The sequence below is a fragment of the Trinickia mobilis genome (genome assembly GCF_017315705.1).
GTDB lineage: Bacteria > Pseudomonadota > Gammaproteobacteria > Burkholderiales > Burkholderiaceae > Trinickia_A > Trinickia_A mobilis.
In genome coordinates this window covers 50,748-68,919 of sequence record NZ_JAFLRF010000006.1, presented here as the reverse complement: position 1 = coordinate 68,919, position 18,172 = coordinate 50,748, and the positions used below count along the sequence as shown (strand labels likewise).

The 18,172-nt window shown below is 60.6% G+C and carries 20 protein-coding genes and 2 pseudogenes; 8 read left to right on the top strand and 14 right to left on the bottom strand.

The window, feature by feature from the left end; translation table 11 throughout:
• The first annotated feature begins 3 nt into the window (after window positions 1–3).
• The 3 genes from J3489_RS10470 to J3489_RS10460 all read left to right on the top strand — a co-directional run bounded on the left by J3489_RS10470 (window position 4) and on the right by J3489_RS10460 (window position 1,958).
• On the top strand, window positions 4–225 hold the full coding sequence (locus J3489_RS10470) for an ArsR/SmtB family transcription factor (RefSeq protein ID WP_206997656.1): 222 nt from the start codon (window positions 4–6) through the stop codon (window positions 223–225).
• Window positions 222–995 carry an SRPBCC domain-containing protein gene (locus J3489_RS10465; RefSeq protein WP_206997655.1) on the top strand — a complete coding sequence of 258 codons (774 nt, stop codon included), beginning with the start codon at window positions 222–224 and terminating at the stop codon, window positions 993–995. Before J3489_RS10470 ends, J3489_RS10465 begins: the two co-directional genes overlap by 4 nt.
• Before the next feature lie 165 nt (window positions 996–1,160).
• A complete protein-coding gene (locus J3489_RS10460) occupies window positions 1,161–1,958 on the top strand; it encodes a substrate-binding domain-containing protein (protein WP_309491357.1) in 798 nt (265 codons plus the stop codon).
• A 437-nt stretch (window positions 1,959–2,395) separates the two neighbouring features.
• Here the strand turns inward: J3489_RS10460 and J3489_RS10455 are convergent, their stop codons facing one another.
• The 6 genes from J3489_RS10455 to J3489_RS10430 form a co-directional block, all read right to left on the bottom strand.
• Window positions 2,396–3,028 carry a LysE family translocator gene (locus tag J3489_RS10455; protein ID WP_206997654.1) on the bottom strand — a complete coding sequence of 211 codons (633 nt, stop codon included), beginning with the start codon at window positions 3,026–3,028 and terminating at the stop codon, window positions 2,396–2,398.
• Window positions 3,029–3,364: 336 nt separating this feature from the next.
• Complete coding sequence (locus J3489_RS10450; protein WP_206997653.1) at window positions 3,365–4,717, bottom strand: epoxide hydrolase; 1,353 nt, start codon at window positions 4,715–4,717, stop codon at window positions 3,365–3,367.
• Window positions 4,718–4,739: 22 nt separating this feature from the next.
• On the bottom strand, window positions 4,740–5,672 hold the full coding sequence (locus J3489_RS10445) for an NmrA family NAD(P)-binding protein (RefSeq protein ID WP_206997652.1): 933 nt from the start codon (window positions 5,670–5,672) through the stop codon (window positions 4,740–4,742).
• Window positions 5,673–5,759: 87 nt separating this feature from the next.
• Window positions 5,760–5,897 carry a hypothetical protein gene (locus tag J3489_RS10440; RefSeq protein WP_206997651.1) on the bottom strand — a complete coding sequence of 46 codons (138 nt, stop codon included), beginning with the start codon at window positions 5,895–5,897 and terminating at the stop codon, window positions 5,760–5,762.
• A complete protein-coding gene (locus J3489_RS10435) occupies window positions 5,894–6,886 on the bottom strand; it encodes a carbon-nitrogen hydrolase family protein (RefSeq protein WP_206997650.1) in 993 nt (330 codons plus the stop codon). Before J3489_RS10435 ends, J3489_RS10440 begins: the two co-directional genes overlap by 4 nt.
• 390 nt (window positions 6,887–7,276) lie before the next feature.
• Window positions 7,277–8,314 carry a GlxA family transcriptional regulator gene (locus tag J3489_RS10430; protein ID WP_206997649.1) on the bottom strand — a complete coding sequence of 346 codons (1,038 nt, stop codon included), beginning with the start codon at window positions 8,312–8,314 and terminating at the stop codon, window positions 7,277–7,279.
• A 105-nt stretch (window positions 8,315–8,419) separates the two neighbouring features.
• On the opposite strand from J3489_RS10430, the gene J3489_RS10425 reads away from it, so the two are divergent.
• The 3 genes from J3489_RS10425 to J3489_RS10415 are packed head-to-tail and all read left to right on the top strand — an operon-like array spanning window position 8,420 to window position 9,851.
• Complete coding sequence (locus J3489_RS10425) at window positions 8,420–8,956, top strand: tautomerase family protein (RefSeq protein ID WP_206997648.1); 537 nt, start codon at window positions 8,420–8,422, stop codon at window positions 8,954–8,956.
• Between the two features lie 14 nt (window positions 8,957–8,970).
• Entirely contained in the window at window positions 8,971–9,429 is a 459-nt protein-coding gene (locus tag J3489_RS10420) for a hypothetical protein (RefSeq protein WP_206997647.1), read from the top strand.
• 17 nt (window positions 9,430–9,446) lie between these two features.
• Complete coding sequence (locus J3489_RS10415) at window positions 9,447–9,851, top strand: hypothetical protein (RefSeq protein WP_242539926.1); 405 nt, start codon at window positions 9,447–9,449, stop codon at window positions 9,849–9,851.
• Window positions 9,852–9,959: 108 nt separating this feature from the next.
• Here J3489_RS10415 and J3489_RS10410 read toward each other — a convergent pair whose 3' ends face one another.
• From J3489_RS10410 to J3489_RS10400, 3 genes are all read right to left on the bottom strand, one after another.
• A complete protein-coding gene (locus J3489_RS10410; protein WP_206997646.1) occupies window positions 9,960–10,574 on the bottom strand; it encodes an HD domain-containing protein in 615 nt (204 codons plus the stop codon).
• 64 nt (window positions 10,575–10,638) lie between these two features.
• On the bottom strand, window positions 10,639–11,688 hold the full coding sequence (locus J3489_RS10405) for a patatin-like phospholipase family protein (RefSeq protein WP_206997645.1): 1,050 nt from the start codon (window positions 11,686–11,688) through the stop codon (window positions 10,639–10,641).
• A 137-nt stretch (window positions 11,689–11,825) separates the two neighbouring features.
• Window positions 11,826–13,523, bottom strand: a complete 1,698-nt coding sequence (locus J3489_RS10400; protein ID WP_242539925.1) for an adenylate/guanylate cyclase domain-containing protein — start codon at window positions 13,521–13,523, stop codon at window positions 11,826–11,828.
• A gap of 235 nt (window positions 13,524–13,758) precedes the next feature.
• Between J3489_RS10400 and J3489_RS10395 the strand changes: the two are divergent.
• Window positions 13,759–13,860: pseudogene (locus tag J3489_RS10395) on the top strand (metallophosphoesterase); the annotation flags it as partial.
• A gap of 487 nt (window positions 13,861–14,347) precedes the next feature.
• Entirely contained in the window at window positions 14,348–15,190 is an 843-nt protein-coding gene (locus J3489_RS10390; protein ID WP_206997644.1) for a DUF3050 domain-containing protein, read from the top strand.
• Between the two features lie 66 nt (window positions 15,191–15,256).
• Here J3489_RS10390 and J3489_RS10385 read toward each other — a convergent pair whose 3' ends face one another.
• From J3489_RS10385 to J3489_RS38470, 5 genes and pseudogenes are all read right to left on the bottom strand, one after another.
• Window positions 15,257–15,400, bottom strand: coding sequence for a DinB family protein (locus J3489_RS10385; RefSeq protein ID WP_206997643.1), 144 nt, complete (start codon window positions 15,398–15,400; stop codon window positions 15,257–15,259).
• 317 nt (window positions 15,401–15,717) lie between these two features.
• Window positions 15,718–16,509 carry an anti-sigma factor family protein gene (locus J3489_RS10380; RefSeq protein ID WP_206997642.1) on the bottom strand — a complete coding sequence of 264 codons (792 nt, stop codon included), beginning with the start codon at window positions 16,507–16,509 and terminating at the stop codon, window positions 15,718–15,720.
• On the bottom strand, window positions 16,506–17,027 hold the full coding sequence (locus J3489_RS10375; RefSeq protein WP_206997641.1) for a sigma-70 family RNA polymerase sigma factor: 522 nt from the start codon (window positions 17,025–17,027) through the stop codon (window positions 16,506–16,508). The genes J3489_RS10380 and J3489_RS10375 overlap by 4 nt, the downstream gene beginning before the upstream one ends.
• Before the next feature lie 28 nt (window positions 17,028–17,055).
• Entirely contained in the window at window positions 17,056–17,193 is a 138-nt protein-coding gene (locus J3489_RS10370) for a hypothetical protein (protein ID WP_206997640.1), read from the bottom strand.
• 349 nt (window positions 17,194–17,542) lie between these two features.
• Window positions 17,543–17,794: pseudogene (locus J3489_RS38470) on the bottom strand (DUF4148 domain-containing protein); the annotation flags it as partial.
• Window positions 17,795–18,172 lie beyond the last annotated feature (378 nt).

Below are 18,172 nucleotides of genomic sequence, written 5' to 3'. Positions count from 1 at the left end.
CGCATGGCCTTGGCTGCAGGCTTTGAGCAAATCCGTCCGGCCATCTCGAAGCACCTGAAGCTGTTATGCGACGCGGAACTTGTCATTGCGGAGCCAGCGGGGCGCGAACGGGTGTATTGCCTGCAAGGCGCGCCGCTGCAACAAGTGGCGGGCTGGATTGACGCCTACCGAACGCACTGGCAGGTCAGTTTGGACAATCTCGAGGAACTGATGGAGAAATCATGAGCGCTTCGCCCAATAGCAGAGCCCGCGCCGTTGCCGATGTCAACCGCGGCACGATATTGGCCGTCGTGGAAATCGCGGCTGCCGCGCAGAAGATTTTCGACGCCTTGACTTCCAGTGAAGTCACCCGTTGGTGGGGGTCGCCTGATACTTATCAGACCACCGAGTGGCAGGCCGAGGTTCGACCAGGCGGTAAATGGCGCGCGGGTGGCGTGAGTGCAGACGGCCGCTCCTTCAGCGTGGGGGGAGAGTACCTGGAAGTGTCGCCGCCAACGCGACTAGTGCAGACCTGGGTGGCGGATTGGGACGGCGGCAACACCACGACGATCACGTACGAACTCAATCCGATCGATGGCGGCACGCGACTGACGCTGTGGCACGAAGGATTCGCCGGCCGTCCGCAATCCTGTGCCGGACACGCGCAAGGCTGGGAGCGCGTGTTCGGGTGGCTCACGGCGTACGCATCGGAAGAGGGTACGCTCTCGCATTTCCTGTGCCGGCTGATCCCCCCGCGGCCAGACTTCGCCCAGACGATGAATGCGCTGGAGAAGTCGGCGATGAGCGAACATGCCAAGTACTGGGCTGGGAAGCGTCAGGAGGGCGTTGTCGTCGCATTCGGACCGGTGCTTGACCCAAGGGGCGTCTGGGGTGTGGGTATCGTGCGCGCCAAGGACGAGACCAGTGTCGAAGCGATGCGCGATGCCGATCCGGCGATGGTGGCGGACATTGGTATGCAATACGAAATACTTCCGATGATGACTGCGGTGTACTAGTGCAAACCGACATGGCGGGTGAACTGGAGGGGTCGACCTCGGCCGACCGGTTTGGCTGCAGGGTCGGCGATGCACGCAAGGCCGCACGTCCGGCTAAAGTCATGACTGGCATCCGGACTAGATGCATTTCAGGGCTGGGTCAGTCGATTGAGATGAGGCGGAGCCGTGACTATCCACAAGCTGAGGGTTCGCACACTCGCGTTCTGCGTGACGCTCGCGTTACTGGGCCAAAGCGCGGCATTGGCAGGCGAAGTCAAGGTAATGATGTCGGGCTGGTTTGCGCCAGCGTATCGCGAACTGGGCCCGCAATTCGAGGAAGCGACCGGCGATACACTGGTCACCATCTGGGGGCCCGCAGTGGGCACGGCCGTGAATGCCATCCCCGTGCGGCTTGCGCGTGGCGAGTGGGCCGACGTGCTAATTGTGGTCAGCTATGCGCTCGACGATCAGATTAACGCCGGCACGGTGGTGCCTGGCAGCAAGGTGGACTTCGCACGCTCGCCAATCGGCATGGTGGTTCGCGAGGGTGCGCCGAAACCGGACATCAGCTCTGTCGACGCATTGCGCAGCACGCTGCTCGCAGCGAAGTCAATCGTCTATCCGGACGACGCGAGTGGAGTCTATATCGGCAGCGAACTGTTTACGCGTCTTGGCATTGAGGGGCGTGTAAAAAGCAAGAGCCGCATGGTTCCGGCCGAGCGGGTCGCCATTATCGTCGCGAACGGCGAAGCGGAGCTCGGGCTTCAGCAGGTCGTGGAGCTGTTGCCGGTGAAGGGGGTGACGGTGGTCGGCAGTTTGCCCGCGGAAGTACAAAGCTACACGGTGTTCTCCGGGGGCATCGCCACCACTGCGAAAAATCCAGCCGGCGCAGAGGCGCTGATCCGGTTTCTGTCGTCGCCGGAGGCGGCGCCGGCGATTGCGAGGACGGGGCTCGAACCGCTCACGGCGGCGCCTGCGAACTGAGCGAAGCAGCAGCGCTGCCGACAAGCCAGCACCGAAGGGGCTGCCGCCATAGGATAGTCATGCGCGGCAGCTACCAACGAGCAGAAGGCCAACCTTTAACCGCGATCGTCTCGCGTTGGTCTGGGAACGGACCGTCGCAACTCTTTCCTGAACGGCACGGCCACGAAGCGTCATTCGCTCGCACCATCGCTCAGACATTCAGGCGTCGGTTCCACTCAGGAATCAGCCATTCAATTTGCAGCGTGAAAGTGGTGCCTGTGATCTTACCCACGTTCGGCTGTCGGCATTGGTGAGGCAGCAACCAGTTGCATTCCTGATATTCCCGCCTCTATCGCCATGAATGTCATGGCTTCACTACATGCGGATGCGTACTTTCGACCGAAATAGCAGGACTCCCCCGCGGTATGACATTGGACAAGCGAAGGTACTGAAATTAGCTAGACGCGGGACGCCAGAAGTCTGATGCCGGCAATCCCGAATACTACGGCCAGGCATCCTTCCAGGGCACGACGGGTCCGCACATACAACCTGCGAGCCGAGTCCGTTGAAAACAATACCGCATAACCGCCGAACACCAGACATCCGATGGCCGCACAACCTGCAATTACAGCACGATGGGCTGATCCCGTGCTGTTCGACGATAGAGCAACAATTGAAACCCACACGAGGATAGCTTTTGGATTAGTGAGATGGAGCATCACTCCGCGGGAGTAGACGCTCGTCAATGTCGGTGTTCGTTCCGCCTGCAGTACGGATTCAGCTGCTGTCGCAAGCGCATTGCGTCCGGATTTGAAGGCTAGCCACAAGAGATATAGACCACCAAAAATCTTGACTGCAATGATGAATTGCGAATAGGCGATCAGGGCAGCCGACACGCCTAGCGTTGCCACCGTCGCCCAAAACATTGACCCCGAGATGACACCGAGTGCGAACATCAACGCCGCTTTCCGGCCGTGACTGGCCGCTATGGACATAATTGCAAGGTTGCTCGGCCCTGGACTTGCGGTGCCAACGAAATACGCTGCATAGGCAAGCAGCAGGTTTGTCGAGAAATAGGCGTTTCCAGTCATGTTTGGGTTCCAGAAATATAAAGTCGCCTAATTATCGGGCTCTGCCGAAACGAGCAGGAGTGGCAATATTGCCATCTTTCGAGGAATATCAGACATGCGCGCCAGTGTTCGTCGAACAAGGCGGGCGGATGGGGCCGCACGGCCGAAGCAAGTCAAGCGCCCGGGCCGCCTTCATGAATGCCTCAGTCCGACCTGTTTCGTCGAAAACCCGTGTTTCGCAAGCGGACCCGGGGCCGAACCAAACGGCAGATCAATGCGAACAACATCGCATGGACCCGACTAGCGCGATGATATCGAGGAGCGCTCCGACGCGTGCGCGTCGGAGCGCTTCGCACTTTAGGCGCGCAGGGGCCTTAATCCTGCACGCACTTCATTCGCGAAGATCATCGGTTCTTCCCATGCCGCAAAGTGCCCGCCTGTTTCAGGTTTGTTGAAGTAAATCAGGTTGTGATAGGCCTTTTCGGTCCAGCTCTTCGGCGCCTGATAGTTTTCTCCCGGAAACGCGCTGACGGCGGCAGGCACGTTGACGTCGGCTGCGAGGAAGAAGTTCGAGTGCGACTCCCAGTAGAAGCGCGCTGCCGAAATGCCCGTATTGGTCAGCCAATAAAGCGTGATGTCGTCGAGCACGTCGTCTCGCGTCAGCGCGCCTGCTGAATGACCGTTGACGGGATGACCGAGCACGGCCGCGCTCAGCGCCGCGGCTGGCTGGCCGTAACCGTCGCCATGGTCGAGAAGCCAGGAAGCCAGCGCGACGGGCGAGTCGGCGAGTCCGTACAGCGTCTGCGGGCGCGTGCCCATTTCGAAAGCGTAGCCCCGCTTCTTTTTGAAGTTGGCACTCAACTGCTCATACGCGTGCTTTTCCTCGTCCGATAAGCCGGCAGGCATCGCGTCGCCCGCGGCCAGCGACTTCAGAATCTCCGCCGGAACGGAGGCAGGGAAGTTCACATGAATGCCGATCAGTTCGGGCGGCGCCTGTTTGGCCATGATATTCGTGACAATCCCGCCGAGATCGCCGCCCTGCGAAGCAAAGCGCTCATAGCCGAGGCGTTTCATCAATGTGACCCACGCGCGCGCGGTGCGCTCCGGTCCCCAGCCCGTTGTGGTAGGTCTCGCCGAAAAGCCGTAACCGGGCAATGACGGAATCACGAGGTGGAATGCATCCGAAGCCGGCGCGCCGTACACAGTCGGATTGGCGAGCGGGTCGATGATCTTGAACTGTTCGATGACCGAGCCGGGCCAGCCGTGGGTCACCATCAACGGCATCGCGTTTTCGTGCTTCGACCGCACGTGGATGAAATGGATATCGAGTCCGTCGATCTCGGTGATGAACTGGGGATACGAATTCAGCCGCGCTTCGCATTTGCGCCAGTCGTAGCCGGTTGCCCAATATTGCGCGAGTCCCTGAATGGTGGCGAGCTGAATGCCCTGTGATTCGTCGGGCACCGTCTCGCGATCCGGCCAGCGCGTGGCCTTGATGCGGCGCCGCATGTCGACGAGCTGCGAGTCGGGAACGTGAACGCGGAACGGCCGGATCGCCGTCTTGTCGCCGTTCGCGGCTTCGGTGATCTTGCCGATTGCCGGGCTCGTTTCCGCGAAGGCGAGCCGGCTCAGCGAGCCTGCCGCGAGCGCCGCGGCGGCCGTACCGACAAAGTGCCGGCGCGATGAGGATTGGGGCGTGTCTTTTGACATGGGATCGATCTCCTGCCTTGGATCAGCGTGTTGCGTTGCGCGTGAAGTCTGCGATGTGCAGTCTCACGAAGTCATACATGCTCATGGGTTTGCGGCCCGTGAGTTCGAACAGATCGTTCGTCATGCGGTCGTATCGTCCCTGAGCGTGCAGGTCGGCCATCACGGCCAGATGCCTGACGACGTGGTCGGGAATACCGAACTCGCGCAGTCTGTCGGACCACGGCGCGACAGGCACATTTCGGTAACGGATTGGCCGGCCGAGCGCCTCCGAAAACACGCGAGCGGCATGATCGAGATCCGTCGACTCAAGGCCCGTCAGGTTATAGATCTTGCCAATATGCGGCGCCGGGTCTTCGAGAATCACCGATACCGCATTCGCGACGTCAACCGCTGAAATGGGCGACGTCTTGCTGTTGCCGAGCGGCAGCGCGAGTTCGTCGTTGTCGCGAACGCCGGCTGCGCCAAGCGTCAGGAAGAAGCTCTCGAGAAACGCGGTGGGCCGTACCGTGACGACGGGCAGCCCCGACCACTGCAATACCTGCTCGGCAAGCCAGTGCAGCTTATGCTGGGGGCTGTCGGTCGTCTCCGTGATGCTCATTTCCGTGACTGTCATCTGCGACATGTTCACGATGGCTTCGACGCCATGATGACGCGCCACGGCAGCAAAATTGACGGTTGCTTCGAGATAGGCCGCAGAGACGGACATGCCGAAATAGACGCGCGAACAGCCTTCGATTGCGCGGTGCATCGAGGCGAGCTCGGTCAGATTGCCGACCACGACTTCGGCGCCAAGGCGGCGCAACTCGTTCGCGCGATCGTCTTCCTTGCGGACCAGCGCCCGCACTTTATAGCCCTTCGCGAGCAATGACGTTGTCACGTTGCGGCCAATTCCACCAATCGCGCCTCCGGCACCCGTTACGAGAATGGGCCCGTCATGGGCAGGTTTCGTTGTCATATCACATACCTTTCAAGGAGAGACTTCACTATATTCATATATGTATATACACACTTATGTATGAAAATGTGCGCGTGCATACATCGATCAACGCGACGAGCGGGTCATCAACGAGGCGGCCGCCATCAGCGCCGCAACGACGATGCTCGCGCAGCCGGTGCTGATCATTGCTTTCAAAGCAAATCCTCCTTCGATAGAGGGGCAATTCCGAAGTTCGCGGGTCATGCAGCCTGGGTGCGCAGATCGTCGGAGCCCTGGTCGTTGACGAGCATCGGGTGAGAAGCGCGTTCGTGAACATGCGCGGCCGGCGTACGGTCGATCATCAGACTCAGCAATTCGGGGCGGTTGTAGTGGCCGGCCGAGTCCATTAGTATCTTGCGGCGGTCGATTTGCGTGAAGTCGAGATCGACGATCACTTCGCCTTCACCCGAGCGAAGCGGCTCGGCCATCAGCATGCCGTCAGGAGCGACGATCGTGGTGAAGCAGCCGCCCGAGATCGGACCGATTCCACAACCGGTATCTTTCATGATTTGCGCCTGCTGGTCTGCGTCCAGCCACGCCGTTGCATTGACGACGAACGCGCCGGATTCGAGCGCATGCTGGCGGATGTTGATTTCCATGCGCTGGGCAAAGCCCTCGCCAAAGGCGGAACCCGGATACATCGCCGAATGGATCTGCTCGCCGTCGGCAATCATCGCGTAGCGGGCGAGCGGGTTGTTGTGCTCGAAGCATGCGAGCTGGCCGATGCGGCCGACTGCGCTGTCGACTGCACGCAAGCCCGAGCCATCTCCCTGGCCCCAGATCATGCGTTCGAAATGCGTCGGCGTGATCTTGCGGCGGCGCTGGATTAGCGTACCGTCGGCATCGAAGAGCAATTGTGTGTTGTACAGCGTGCCGCCATCGCGCTCATTGACGCCAATGGACACGACCATGCCGGCCTTTCGCGCGGCTTCGCCGATCGCGTCGGTAGCAGCGGACGGCACAGTCACAGCCTGTTCGAGCAGGCGCAGATGTTCGGTGCCCGACAGAAGCTCGATGCCCGTCTGGACGGCCGCAAAGTAAGGGTAATAAGGCACGACCGTTTCGGGGAAGGTGGCGAACTGCACGCCTTTCTGGCCGAGTTCGTGGATCTTCTGCACGACCTTGGCGACGGTTGCTTCACGGCTATAGAGCACCGGGCTGAACTGGACGGCGGCGGCTTTGACGACATTCATGACACACTCCTTGACGAGGGGGGCGGGTACCAGGCGTTGGTCAATCTCGCATATGCAACATCGACCGAAAAACTTCAGACCATGCGCAGCGGCAATTTGCGCGCGATCTGGCTGCTCAGCGGTTCATCCGCGGCGCGGTCCAGTTCAACGGTTCCGTTCGACTCGTGTTGCGAATGCACTACCTCGGTAAGCCCAGTTTTTTGCGGTGCGGTGTGTTGCTCGCGATGGGCGTATTTGAGCAGATGAACGTATCCCGCTCGTGTCCGAAAGTCGGTTGTGTGTAAGCGTGCGTATTCCTATCTGTTGTAGATACGTTGAGATACAAAAGGACAGTGCGGGGAAAGAGTGAGGGAAATGACGAGGGCAGCGGCGTGATGATCTCGCGAGGCCTCAGCCGCCGTTGCGGCCTGACACGGCTTCTATATTCTCTGCCGCTGCACGCGAGAACCGCATTTGATATTCACTCGGCGACAACCCGGTCTTGCGCTTGAACAATTGCCGAAATGTGCTGATATCGCCATAACCGACCCGCTGACTCACCGCCTCGAGCCCAATTGGCCGCGTTTCCAGCAACCTTTTCGCGACCTCGATGCGCAGATTCTGCAGATATGTCAACGGTGCGAGCCCGACGGCTTCCTTGAAACGGCGATTGAGCGTGCGTTCGCTGACAGCAAGCGACGCCGCCAGATCGCTCAACCGGAATCCCTGCTGCAACGTAGCCTCCATCTGCTTCTGGGCGCGCGCGACGAGCGTGTCGGTATGCCCATGTTCGTCGAGAAGCGTTGCAAAGGAAGCCTGCGAAGTCCGGTTCATGTCGATCAACAGCGCCTTCGCGGTCGTCGTGGCGAGTTCTTCGCCGGCGAATGTTTCGACGAGCCGCACCGCGAGATTCAGATACGACGTCACGGAACCGCCCGAGATGATGCGGTCTTGCGCGATCAGCAGTTCCTGTGCGCGAACTTCGACACGCGGATAGCGGCGCGCGAAGTCCGCGGCTCTCGCCCAGTGCGTCGTTGCGGCGCGGCCATCCAGCAGGCCCGCCTCGGCGAGCAGGTAGTTGGCCGTGCAATAAGCCGCCAGCACGGCACCTGCCTTGCGTTGACGCCGCAGTGCGGAAGACAGCGCGTTCAACTGCTCGCGGCGCCCGATGAACTCGTCGATGTTCGAGAAAAACGGTGCCGTCAGCAGAACGGCGTCCGCCCGTTTGCGCGGGTCGATCCTGCCGTCGACGTGAATGGTCTGGCCCGACGCAGCCGTGACCGGTTGCCCGTCGAGAGATTCCACGCGCCATGCAAACACGGGCGCGGATTTCGTGCCCGGTGCAGCCTTGCGCGCATGGAACTGATTGGCCGCGCTGAAGACGTCAACAGGGCCCGCGACGCCGGACGCGAGGATTCCGTCATAGACCCAGATGCGGACGATGGCCATTGCGTGTCTGAAATTCCCTGAATAATGGCGATGCTGCCACTTCCGGCCGCGCGAGTAAACCCCGATCATGGCCACATCCAATGACCTGAATACAGGAGCAGCACCATGCCAATGATCGATGCACTGTGGCCCGAAGACGCCTTGACGCCCGAGGCCGAGGCGCGCCTCGTCAAGGAACTGACCGACATCCTCATCGAGGCGGAAGGGTACGATCCCGCCAATCCGATCGCACAGCGTGTCACCGTGTTCCATCTTCATCGGCCTGCTGCGATCTATATCGGCGGCGAACGCACGAACACGAAACGCTACCGGATCATTCCGTCTGCACCCGAAGGGCAATACACCGACGAATCGCTTCGCTCGCTCGTCAGAAACGTCACGGAAGCGGTGGCGCGCGCGGAGAACCGGCCGTTCGACGACGTCGCGCCGTGTGTCTGGGTCTTCCCGACCGAGATTCCGGATGGCGCCTGGGGGACGCGCGGCGCGATCTGGATGCTGCCCGATATTCATGCGCTGCTGGCGGGCGAGTCTGAGCGCGGCGCGGGCGTTGGACGCCTCGCGCGACGCCGCCTCGAAAAGGCGCGCATCACGCTCGAAGCAGCGCTCGATGCCGCTAGCGCAGGCATGACGAGCAAACCGTAACTGGAGCGCCCAGCATGAAATTCAACGACACAGCCCCCGTGCTGGCGCCCGCAGGCGGTCCGCCGCTCTGGCTGGCGAGGCTCGCCGAAAACGCGACGCTCGAAGCCACCGTCCTGAAGCGTCCGATCGAGGGACGAGCCGATATTCTCTCCGTGATCCAACACGCGGTCTCGCTCTACGAATTCCAGCATCACAGCTACAAGGGCGAGATCGGCAACGGTTTGTACATGGAATCCTATCGGACGCAGATCCAGGGCGTGCCGATCGAAACGGTGGTCGTCGCGCATCTGAACGAACAGGGCGAGACGGATTCCGTGGTCATCAACCATCGCCCGCTCAACGCAGCGCTGCTGTTTTCGAAACGGATGTGGGAACGCGTCGATGAGCGCTTCCGCGATTGCTATCTGACGGGACCAGAAGCCGCAGCGCTGAATACGGCATCCGGTGTGGCCTCGCGTCAGCCTTCAGGCTAATGCGACAAGAACAGGACATGATGAAACGCCTTCTTCTTAATTTGACAACAGCCTCCGTGCTGGTCGCTTCTGCTGGAGTCTCCATGGCGCATACCACTCCGATGCCAACCACGCCAACCACGAAGATATTGGCGATTGGCACCTTTCCGCCGGGCACGGACATGCAACTTGTCCAACACATTCTTCCGACCGAAGTTCGCGAGACGGCGCAGCTCTACCTCGAGGGCAAGATTGACCAGTGGTATTCACTGCAAGACCGGGCTGGGGTGGCGTTCATCCTGAACGTTACGGACGTCAATCAAGCGCATGAAATGCTTGAGGCACTTCCCTTGGGGAAAGCGCACTTAATGACATTCTCGCTCCTCCCAATAGGCCCACTGAAGCCGTTGAGTAAGCTTTTGAATGCGCCTTCCGCCCAGTAGAAAGCGCTAGTGCGCACTGGGCTGCTGCGCCGCCTGTTTTCCTGGAGAGGCGGGCAACGCGGGCAGGCCGCCGGAGCAGCGATATTCATTGGCCTGCTCGTGTGATCGTTATTCCGGCATCGGCAAGCCGAGCCGCCACGTCAGATTATCGCGCGCACGTTTCTCGCAGCGCGCATGGAAGAAATCGGTGTAATAGAGGCGTGGCCGCGCAAGCAGGCTACCCAGAATCGTCCGTTCGTGCAGGTCGTACGCGCGATCGTCGAGATCGGGGCGTTCAGCTCTCAAGCGTCCTCCATCCTCGCGAAACCGGCTGCGCGGCACGCCAAGCACTGCGAGGTCGATGTCGCACGCGAAGCGATCGTCTAGTCCGTCCGGCACGCATGTATGTTTGGTCGCGAGAATGATGTCGCAGATGCGGTCGCGCACCAGGATGCGGTCGTCGGCCCAGCGCCGGAACCAGTCTGCGCTGCGCTGCTCGTTGTCCCGTGCGCCGGGGACATAGATCACGTCGTGGCACCACAGCGCAAGCTCCACGACATCGGGATCGGGAATCACGCTGCGCGCTAGATCAAGATCGCGTAGACAGCGACGCACGTGACGCAACGTGTGATAATGACGCACCGGTTCTCGGTAGCATTGCGTCAAATCGATATAGACCGCCTCGGCGCGCGCGCCACCGCTGCGCGACCACAATGCAACGAAACGTGCCTGCGTCCGGCTCATCCCCGCTCCTTTCCACCCGGCGCGAGCGCATGGCTTCCCGGCGCCCTCACCTTGATTGCGACACTCAAAGAAACTCCTTGCGAATGTCGATACTCGACTGTTGCCCGATGTACCGATAGTGCTGCATCTGCCATGCCTCGGCTGCGCGCCGGCCGTTATCGCGCAGCTCGCACAGGAAATCCCAATCGGCGTTGTACTTGCTGGACACGCTGAGCGCGCACATCGCTTCGTCGGAGCGAATCGAATGGATCAGCATTTCCTTCATTTCGTCGCGATCGACCTTGTCTTGTTGGATCAGATCGGTCACGAACGCGATCGCGCGCAGCTCTCGCATCAGCGACGAGTTGAAGCTGATTTCGCTGATACGATTGAGAATTTCGGCCGCCGTGATCGGCACGCCGCGGCGCACGAGCGGGTTGATGTGGACGATCACGACGTCGCGCGTCTTGCAGTGGTAGATCAGCGGATAGATGGCCGGGTTGCCCATGTAGCCGCCGTCCCAATAGTGTTGACCGTCGATCGTGACCGCCTGGAAAAGCGTCGGCACGCATGCGGATGCCAGCACGGCGTCCACACAGATATCGTCGCCCGTGAAGATGCGTATTTTCCCCGTCTCGACGTTGGTTGCGCACAGGTAAAGCAGGATCGGACACCGCTTGCGCAGCACACTGAAGTCGACCTGCCTTTCGAGCACTTCGCGCAGCGGATTCAGATTGTGCGGATTGAACTGGTACGGCGAAAAGCTGCGCAGCACCATGTCGGCGAACGCATAGAGCGGTGAATGATCAAGCCCGAAGCTGTGCTTTCCTTTCAACCACGGCATCCAGCGCAGCGGGTTGTAGCGCTCGGCCGATTCCGCGACCGCATGCCAGAAGTCGTGCAGCGCCTGCCGCGCTCCGTCCTCGCCGCCCTTCAGCAGCCCGTACGCGAGCATCGTGCCGTTCATCGCGCCGGCACTGGTCGCACTGACGCCTTCGATCGCGAGCTTACCGTCCTCAAGCAGCCGGTCGAGAACACCCCATGTGAACGCGCCGTGCATCCCGCCGCCCTGCAGAGCCAACGCGACCTGCTTGGGTGCGTCATCGCCGCGCCGTCTGCTATGCGAGTTCGTCATGTCCCGCCTCCTCGGTCGGTATGGGTCGACGTTGCTCACCCGACGCAGGGCACCGGACTGTCACGCGCAGCCGGCAGCATGCCAACGCGCCGTTAAGCGACACTACGCGGTCCGTGAGCGCGGCGCGGAGGGCGTAATCAGGCCCGCGGCATCTGTGCCGCCTTGGACAGCACCCGGACGGGCACTGGGTCATCGCGGCCCCTCAGGCGTGCGGCAAGCTGCGGCAGGCCAGCGGCTGAAACGCCGGCATACTGGAAGACCTGTTCTGAGACGATCGCCTCGCAAGCCATCTCCTTTGTCAACTGCTCAAGTCTCGAGGCCACGTTCAATGGGTCACCAATTGCAGTGAATGTGGAATGCTCGCGAAAACCAATCTCCCCCATTACCGCCCGGCCGCAATGCAATCCAATGCCAAACCGAATTTTCGCTTGCAACTGCTGCTCGAGCGCAGCGTTGAGTTCGTCAATATTGGCTGCCACCAGCGGTACCGCGCCGAGCGCCTGACGACAGGCGATGGACGGCTCGCAGCTAAAGCCAAATATTGCGAGCACTGCGTCCCCCAGGAACTGGTTAGGCAGGCCGCCCGCCTGGACTACCGCGGAGCTGACCGCACTCAGGAAGCGACTGACCACGAATAGGCTGTCGAACGGTAATTGTGCCGCCGCAAGCCTTGTGGAATCCCGCATATCCACGAACATGAACGCTGCGAATCGCTCTTGCGGCATCAGGTCCCGCTGGCGCCGTTGCAAGAAGGCCGTTGATGCTCCCGGAGGCACGAGTGGCCACACGGAGAGGTCATGAGTCGGCCGCAACTGGCAGGCGAGGCGCACTGTCTGCGAATCAGCTCCCAGCCGCTCCAGAACGCGACGCTCCGGCTCGGCAGGCGCGGGCAGCGGCACATTGCTGAGCACGCGTACCCGGCACAACGTGCATCGGGCACGCCCACCGCAGCTGCTGGCATGGGGAACACCGGCCATGCGGCTAGCCTCGAGCACCGAAAATCCGAGCGGCGCGAATACCCTTCGCCCGTCTGGATACAAAACGCAAAGCCGACCGACCCGGCGCTCCCGCACCGTGCGCACCAGCCGCGCGGCGAGCACGAGCAGCAGCGCACCGCCATCGAAGAGCAAAAAGTCGTTGCGCAGCTCGGCGAGCCAATGATTTTGTAATCCCGTTCCGATAATCGTCGGCCGGGTCGCCGCGGCGCGCCAGACAGGATCTCGCGCGAGCGCGATCACTTCCCGGCCGCTCTGCAAGAAGCCAAGCAGCGCGAGCACCGGGAGGAGGACCGCTGCGCTCAGCAGCACGCTCCGCCACGCTCCGAACCAAGGTTTCAATCGCAACCAGAACCAGATGCCGTAACACCCATGCAGCCAGGCGACCACCAACAGCATCAGCTGCACACGGCCGAAGAACGGTGAATCGATCCAGAACGAGTACAGCAACTGCGCGTAACCCTTGTTCAGGCCGAACTCGGCAAAGGCGGCCCGCGTATTCACAAGATGGTTGGCGAGCAGCGGCGGTATGCACAAACCGAGAACGAGTTGCGCCATTTCACCCGGAGTCCAGTGCAACGAGCGTCGTTCGTACAGAGCCCACAGACCCAAGAAGAAATGCGTCACCAGTGCGCTGTACAGCACGGCCGTCCCAAGCCACCCCTGCCAGATGAACTTCTGCACAAGCAGATCACGCTCCATCCATGTGAGCGAGACATTCCCCAGCGAGTGATTCAAGAGGTGCGTGCCCACGTAGGCGAACACCACCAGTCCCGTCATCAGCCGGATCGATCGCACACCCGCCGGCCGCAACCATTGAGGAAAGGGAACGTGTGACATGCTCTACTCTCCACGCGTCTCGATGCGCACGTTCTTGACTACCTCGCTACACCGTGTCGATTCGGAATCCGTTCGATACGTCGAGGGCGGGTTCCCGCACTGAAGGTGTCCATCGTTCACGTCGTCAGGCCGCCCCACGCTGCTACGCTGAGGATATCCCTTTTTTGCTGACCAGTTCCTCTTTTACTGTGGCCTCGTCAGCTTTCTGCATTCACGGTTTGCAACCGACCGATACGATATCACCCACCTCTCGAAAGCTCAGAAGTTCGCCCTCGCATCCCAACTCCCGTCCGGATTGCCAGTCCCGGAACTTCATATCGTCCCGGGCGAGCACGACGAATTCCTCTAACGATTAAGAAATATATGCAAGGCGACCGTCAATCGATCGGTAGTGCTTAAAATACACGCCATCGAATACTCTACCGGGGGAACCCGCATGGGATTGACCACCTTTGCCTGGCAGCGCCGTTGGGACCGCCACGTCGAGCCAATTGCGGCGCTCGTCGTCCCTCAATCAGCTAGACGTGTGCCTATCAAACCGCGACAACGAGCGTCTTATTCCCGATCAAATCATTTGGTGTCGCCGACGCAAATGGCAGGGGTACGCAACAGCCGCCGCTGACATGATCGCTGAGCATCTCCAGGCTGGGTTTGTTGCAAGGCGTTTCTTAACGGCTTGGGCCAGCGTGAAGGCGGACTCTCCGGTCTGAACATACCAACGCGGAACCATCAGTGTGTTATTGGAATCTGACAACGCTCGACGCCGATTCCTCGATTCTTTGTAAACAGTGGTAAGGACACTCCAGGCGATCATCGTGAAATAGATGGAATTTTTTGTGGCTTTCCTGCGTTTCTATCTCTGTCACTACCATGACGGAGGGCATATGTCTTACCAAGAGATTAATGGCGGCTTGCAGATAAATGATCATTCAGATCTGGCAGAAGCGAGGCGGCGCTTACTGGATCACACTATTTACAGAAAAGTCGCTAGCGTCGAAAGTCTGCGATCGTTCATGAGAGCGCATGTCTTTGCTGTATGGGATTTCATGTCGCTGGCCAAGCGACTTCAACGTGAACTGACGTGCGTGTCATTACCCTGGATGCCTCCAAAGGATCGAGAAGGTGCGCGCCTGATAAATGAGATAAGTCTCGCTGAAGAAAGTGACATTGGCCCGGATTGCTCGCCGATCAGTCATCTTGAGCTATATATCGGCGCAATGAAAGAAGTAGGTGCGGACACGAAACAGTTTGAGACATTCTGCGGGCTAATTTTTCAGGGCGTCTCGCCGACCAAAGCTATGAGCGAGTGTAATGTTCCTGAACACGTCCAGGATTTCGTTCTGACTTCTTTGCGCGTTGCGCTGACAGGAAGTCTGGAAGAGGTAACTGCGTACTTTTTTTTCGGACGAGAAGATGTCATTCCAGGAATGTTCGAGCGTCTGAAAGCCGCCCTGGACGGACAAACTGAGATGACCTACTTTAAGCATTACCTCAACCGGCATATCGAACTAGATGGCGGCGAGCATGGACCTGCGGCCCTCAACATCCTGCTGAGGCAGGTTGGAAATGATCGAGACCGTCAAGAGCAAGCAATCAAGTACGCGGTATCGGCAATCGAAGCACGCATTAAATTGTTCTCGGGTATAGAGCTTTCGCTGCCGGTGTGAAGGAGGCGACCTAGTGTGACCGACGGGCGCGCGCCCGTCGACAACGTCATTGAGCGCGACATCAGGCTATTCTGCGAGCATCGAGCCGAAGAGCGTCGTTCTCGCACGATAGACCTCGTCGACCGGCAGCGTCCCGATCGATTCGAAAAGCGTTCGATCCGCCCAGGCGTTGTAGTCGGCAAGCTGCGTTGCCGTGTCCGTCTGCATCATCGCCGCATCTCCTCGGTGATTCGTTGGGTTGCAGGCCTGTAGCCCGTTCGCCGCTCTGCGCCGTATCCTGCTGCTCACATAGCCGCCGCGCTGGCGTACGGCGGCTGTTGATGCGGCACGCTCAATTCAGCCGTTTGAACGTATCGTCTTCGGCACACCAGTCTACCGTTTGCCCGTCGTTTTGATCGTGACAGCCGCGCCGCGCTCCAAGGTGCCAGGCGTCGCGGCGGATGAGGGAACGCCTGAAGGTGGCGGCTTCGAGTGCGGCTGCTATCGCACGAGCGGTATGAGCGGCACGAGCGGCGTGAGCGCGAAGACTACCGCCATGATTCGGGGCGCCCGCCGAGCGCGCCACAGACGGCGATCGCGATCGCATGCAGCTTCGCTTCCGAAGTCGCGCCCGAGAGCGCATAGCCGAGATCGGCGTTGACCCAGTAGAACGTGCGTCGATCGCCGCCCTCCAAGAGCCGGAACGAGGGCTCGGCCTTGGTGACGTGAGCGAGGTAGAGCGTGAGTCTCGCGCCCGCCTGATCCTCATACATGAATTGCGCGGCGGGCCCCGTCTCACCCGGCAACAGTCGTCCACCTACGAGCGTGTAGCCGTATTCCTGTAGGGAAGGCGCCGAAAGAGGCTGGCCAAGCCGCTTCGAGAGCCAGCTCGTCAATTGCGCTTCGTCGGCCGCGCCCACTTCCACCGGATGACGCACCTCAGGCGAATAGACGGCGTAGGCGACGTCTGCAAGCCGCGCAAATGCGGGTGCTTGCGACGGCACCCCGAACGATCGCGGCACGAAGCCGCCGATCGCCGCGCCGAGGCCGACACCCACCGCAAGCCAGCCCGCGGCGACGGCCATCGCGCGAGGCCACGACCGCCGCTTGCTCACCACGACGAGCGGCGGCGCCTTTTTTTCCAACTCGCGGCAGAGCGCGCGAAGCGCAACGTCCTGCGCGCGCCACGCCGCAACGCGCGCCTTGGCCTGCGGATCGCGTTCGATGCGGGCATGCAAAGCGGCCGCTTCCGATTCCATCAGTTGTCCGTCGACGAACGCAGAGAGCGTCTGCGGGTCGATCGTCACCGGATCGCCAGGATTGTCGTAGTCGCTCGTCATGACGTGTTTCTCACGACTTTGAGCGGAGCCACCTTCGGGACGCGCTCGCCGCTCAACAGCATCCGCATCTGCTCGCGAGCGCGCGACAGACGCGACATGATGGTGCCCATCGGCACTGCGAGCACGGACGACGCCTCCTGGTATGTCATCTCCTCGACCCCGACGAGCAGCAACACCTCGCGCTGCTCGAGCGGCAACTGGTAAAGCGCGCGCTGCACGTCGCGCAGCAAAAGACCGTCCACCTCCGTGCGCGGCGCCTCGAGAAATCGCCACGGCGCGCATTCGTCGTCAACCGCGATCTCGCGCCGAGCGCGCAACTGGTCAATATAAAGATTGCGTAAGATCGTAAACAGCCACGCGCGCAGGTTAGTCCCCGCACGAAACGCACTATTGCGGACGAGCGCGCGCTCCGCCGTGTCCTGGACGAGATCGTCGGCCCATGCGGGGTCTCCCGTCAGCGTGCGCGCATAACGACGCAGCTGCGGGAGCCTCGAAACGACCTCCGCTTCGAAGCTCACGCGGTCAGTGCCGGGCTCACGCCGGCACTCAGTAACCGCCGCCGCCTGAACTCGAGCTGGTCGACTGCATCGAGCCGTCAGGCGTCGAGCACGCCGCGACCGACAGCGACCCCAGGCCGAGCACGATCGTCATCAGTAACGTGGAAAGGGATCTAAGGTGTCTCATTGTCATCTCCGTGGAAAGGGCTGGTGGCGTGCGTCGGTGCGATTGCGTTCAGTCATGCAGCGTTGCCGCATGCAACCGACGCACTACGAAGGCATAACGTGGCCTCGCGCTGTTTTATTCCCACGGCCCTATGCTTTTAACCGCTGTTTTCATGACCTTAGTTATGTTTTATTGAGCTGGCTTGTCGCTCCCTCTCAGACGTAGGCGTGTTGCGACCTGCGCTCGTGAATTTTCACAAGGGCCTTTCCGAAGCTTGCTCGCATAGGAGCCTGTGGGCAGGCGTTTCGCCGGCTAGCAGCGCGGTGGTCAGCTGCACATGGCCGGTGGATGCCGCGAACTGATTGCCCGCTGCCGAGGTGCCGCCGCTGGTGCCTTTGGTGGCTGCGTTTTGTTGGGCGAGATGCGCCTGCTTCATGCGGTCAACCTGTGCCGCGAACATCGGATTGACGTCTGGGTACGAGGTTTCGGTGACGTAGTTCAGACCGTTCTGCTGCGCCTCGATCAGTTCCTGATAGACCTGCGCGCGGGTTTTGCTCTGGGCAAATGCGCCCGGCGACGCGATAACGGCCAGAGAAATGGCGACCATGGCATATTTCTTCATTGCATGCTCCTAAGCGTGTTGTGCGATATGCGATGAGGAGACGCCGTTTCGTCGCCGGATATTCCCACGCCTTCAAAAAAACCGTTTGCCCGGCCGTGCAACCCGCTCGCCGTCGGCTAGCCGGCAACGACAAGGCCACGAATTCATTCGAAATGTCCGGCAGGCGGGAATAAAACGAATGACCCGGCAGTATTAGCTCTCGAACCCATTCGGGAGGCCCATTGGATGATCCGGCGGTCTGCTTCCCGAACCTAATCGCGAGGGCACCATGTCGTCAGATCTTCCATCCGATCCGTAGCGCCGCGGCGCGTTGAAATGTCTCGCCTTCGGTGGCGTAGGCACCGTGTTTGTCCTGAGCGGCGGAATTCTCACGCCGGT

What these genes read in the sequence shown, in the direction of transcription:
- J3489_RS10470 (WP_206997656.1), top strand. Translation starts at nt 4, where the DNA reads ATGGCCTTGGCTGCAGGCTTTGAGCAAATCCGTCCGGCCATCTCGAAG.
- J3489_RS10465 (WP_206997655.1), top strand. Translation starts at nt 222, where the DNA reads ATGAGCGCTTCGCCCAATAGCAGAGCCCGCGCCGTTGCCGATGTCAAC.
- J3489_RS10455 (WP_206997654.1), bottom strand. Translation starts at nt 3,028, where the DNA reads ATGACTGGAAACGCCTATTTCTCGACAAACCTGCTGCTTGCCTATGCA.
- J3489_RS10450 (WP_206997653.1), bottom strand. Translation starts at nt 4,717, where the DNA reads ATGTCAAAAGACACGCCCCAATCCTCATCGCGCCGGCACTTTGTCGGT.
- J3489_RS10445 (WP_206997652.1), bottom strand. Translation starts at nt 5,672, where the DNA reads ATGACAACGAAACCTGCCCATGACGGGCCCATTCTCGTAACGGGTGCC.
- J3489_RS10440 (WP_206997651.1), bottom strand. Translation starts at nt 5,897, where the DNA reads ATGACCCGCGAACTTCGGAATTGCCCCTCTATCGAAGGAGGATTTGCT.
- J3489_RS10435 (WP_206997650.1), bottom strand. Translation starts at nt 6,886, where the DNA reads ATGAATGTCGTCAAAGCCGCCGCCGTCCAGTTCAGCCCGGTGCTCTAT.
- J3489_RS10430 (WP_206997649.1), bottom strand. Translation starts at nt 8,314, where the DNA reads ATGGCCATCGTCCGCATCTGGGTCTATGACGGAATCCTCGCGTCCGGC.
- J3489_RS10425 (WP_206997648.1), top strand. Translation starts at nt 8,420, where the DNA reads ATGCCAATGATCGATGCACTGTGGCCCGAAGACGCCTTGACGCCCGAG.
- J3489_RS10420 (WP_206997647.1), top strand. Translation starts at nt 8,971, where the DNA reads ATGAAATTCAACGACACAGCCCCCGTGCTGGCGCCCGCAGGCGGTCCG.
- J3489_RS10415 (WP_242539926.1), top strand. Translation starts at nt 9,447, where the DNA reads ATGATGAAACGCCTTCTTCTTAATTTGACAACAGCCTCCGTGCTGGTC.
- J3489_RS10410 (WP_206997646.1), bottom strand. Translation starts at nt 10,574, where the DNA reads ATGAGCCGGACGCAGGCACGTTTCGTTGCATTGTGGTCGCGCAGCGGT.
- J3489_RS10405 (WP_206997645.1), bottom strand. Translation starts at nt 11,688, where the DNA reads ATGACGAACTCGCATAGCAGACGGCGCGGCGATGACGCACCCAAGCAG.
- J3489_RS10400 (WP_242539925.1), bottom strand. Translation starts at nt 13,523, where the DNA reads ATGTCACACGTTCCCTTTCCTCAATGGTTGCGGCCGGCGGGTGTGCGA.
- J3489_RS10390 (WP_206997644.1), top strand. Translation starts at nt 14,348, where the DNA reads ATGGAATTTTTTGTGGCTTTCCTGCGTTTCTATCTCTGTCACTACCAT.
- J3489_RS10385 (WP_206997643.1), bottom strand. Translation starts at nt 15,400, where the DNA reads ATGATGCAGACGGACACGGCAACGCAGCTTGCCGACTACAACGCCTGG.
- J3489_RS10380 (WP_206997642.1), bottom strand. Translation starts at nt 16,509, where the DNA reads ATGACGAGCGACTACGACAATCCTGGCGATCCGGTGACGATCGACCCG.
- J3489_RS10370 (WP_206997640.1), bottom strand. Translation starts at nt 17,193, where the DNA reads ATGAGACACCTTAGATCCCTTTCCACGTTACTGATGACGATCGTGCTC.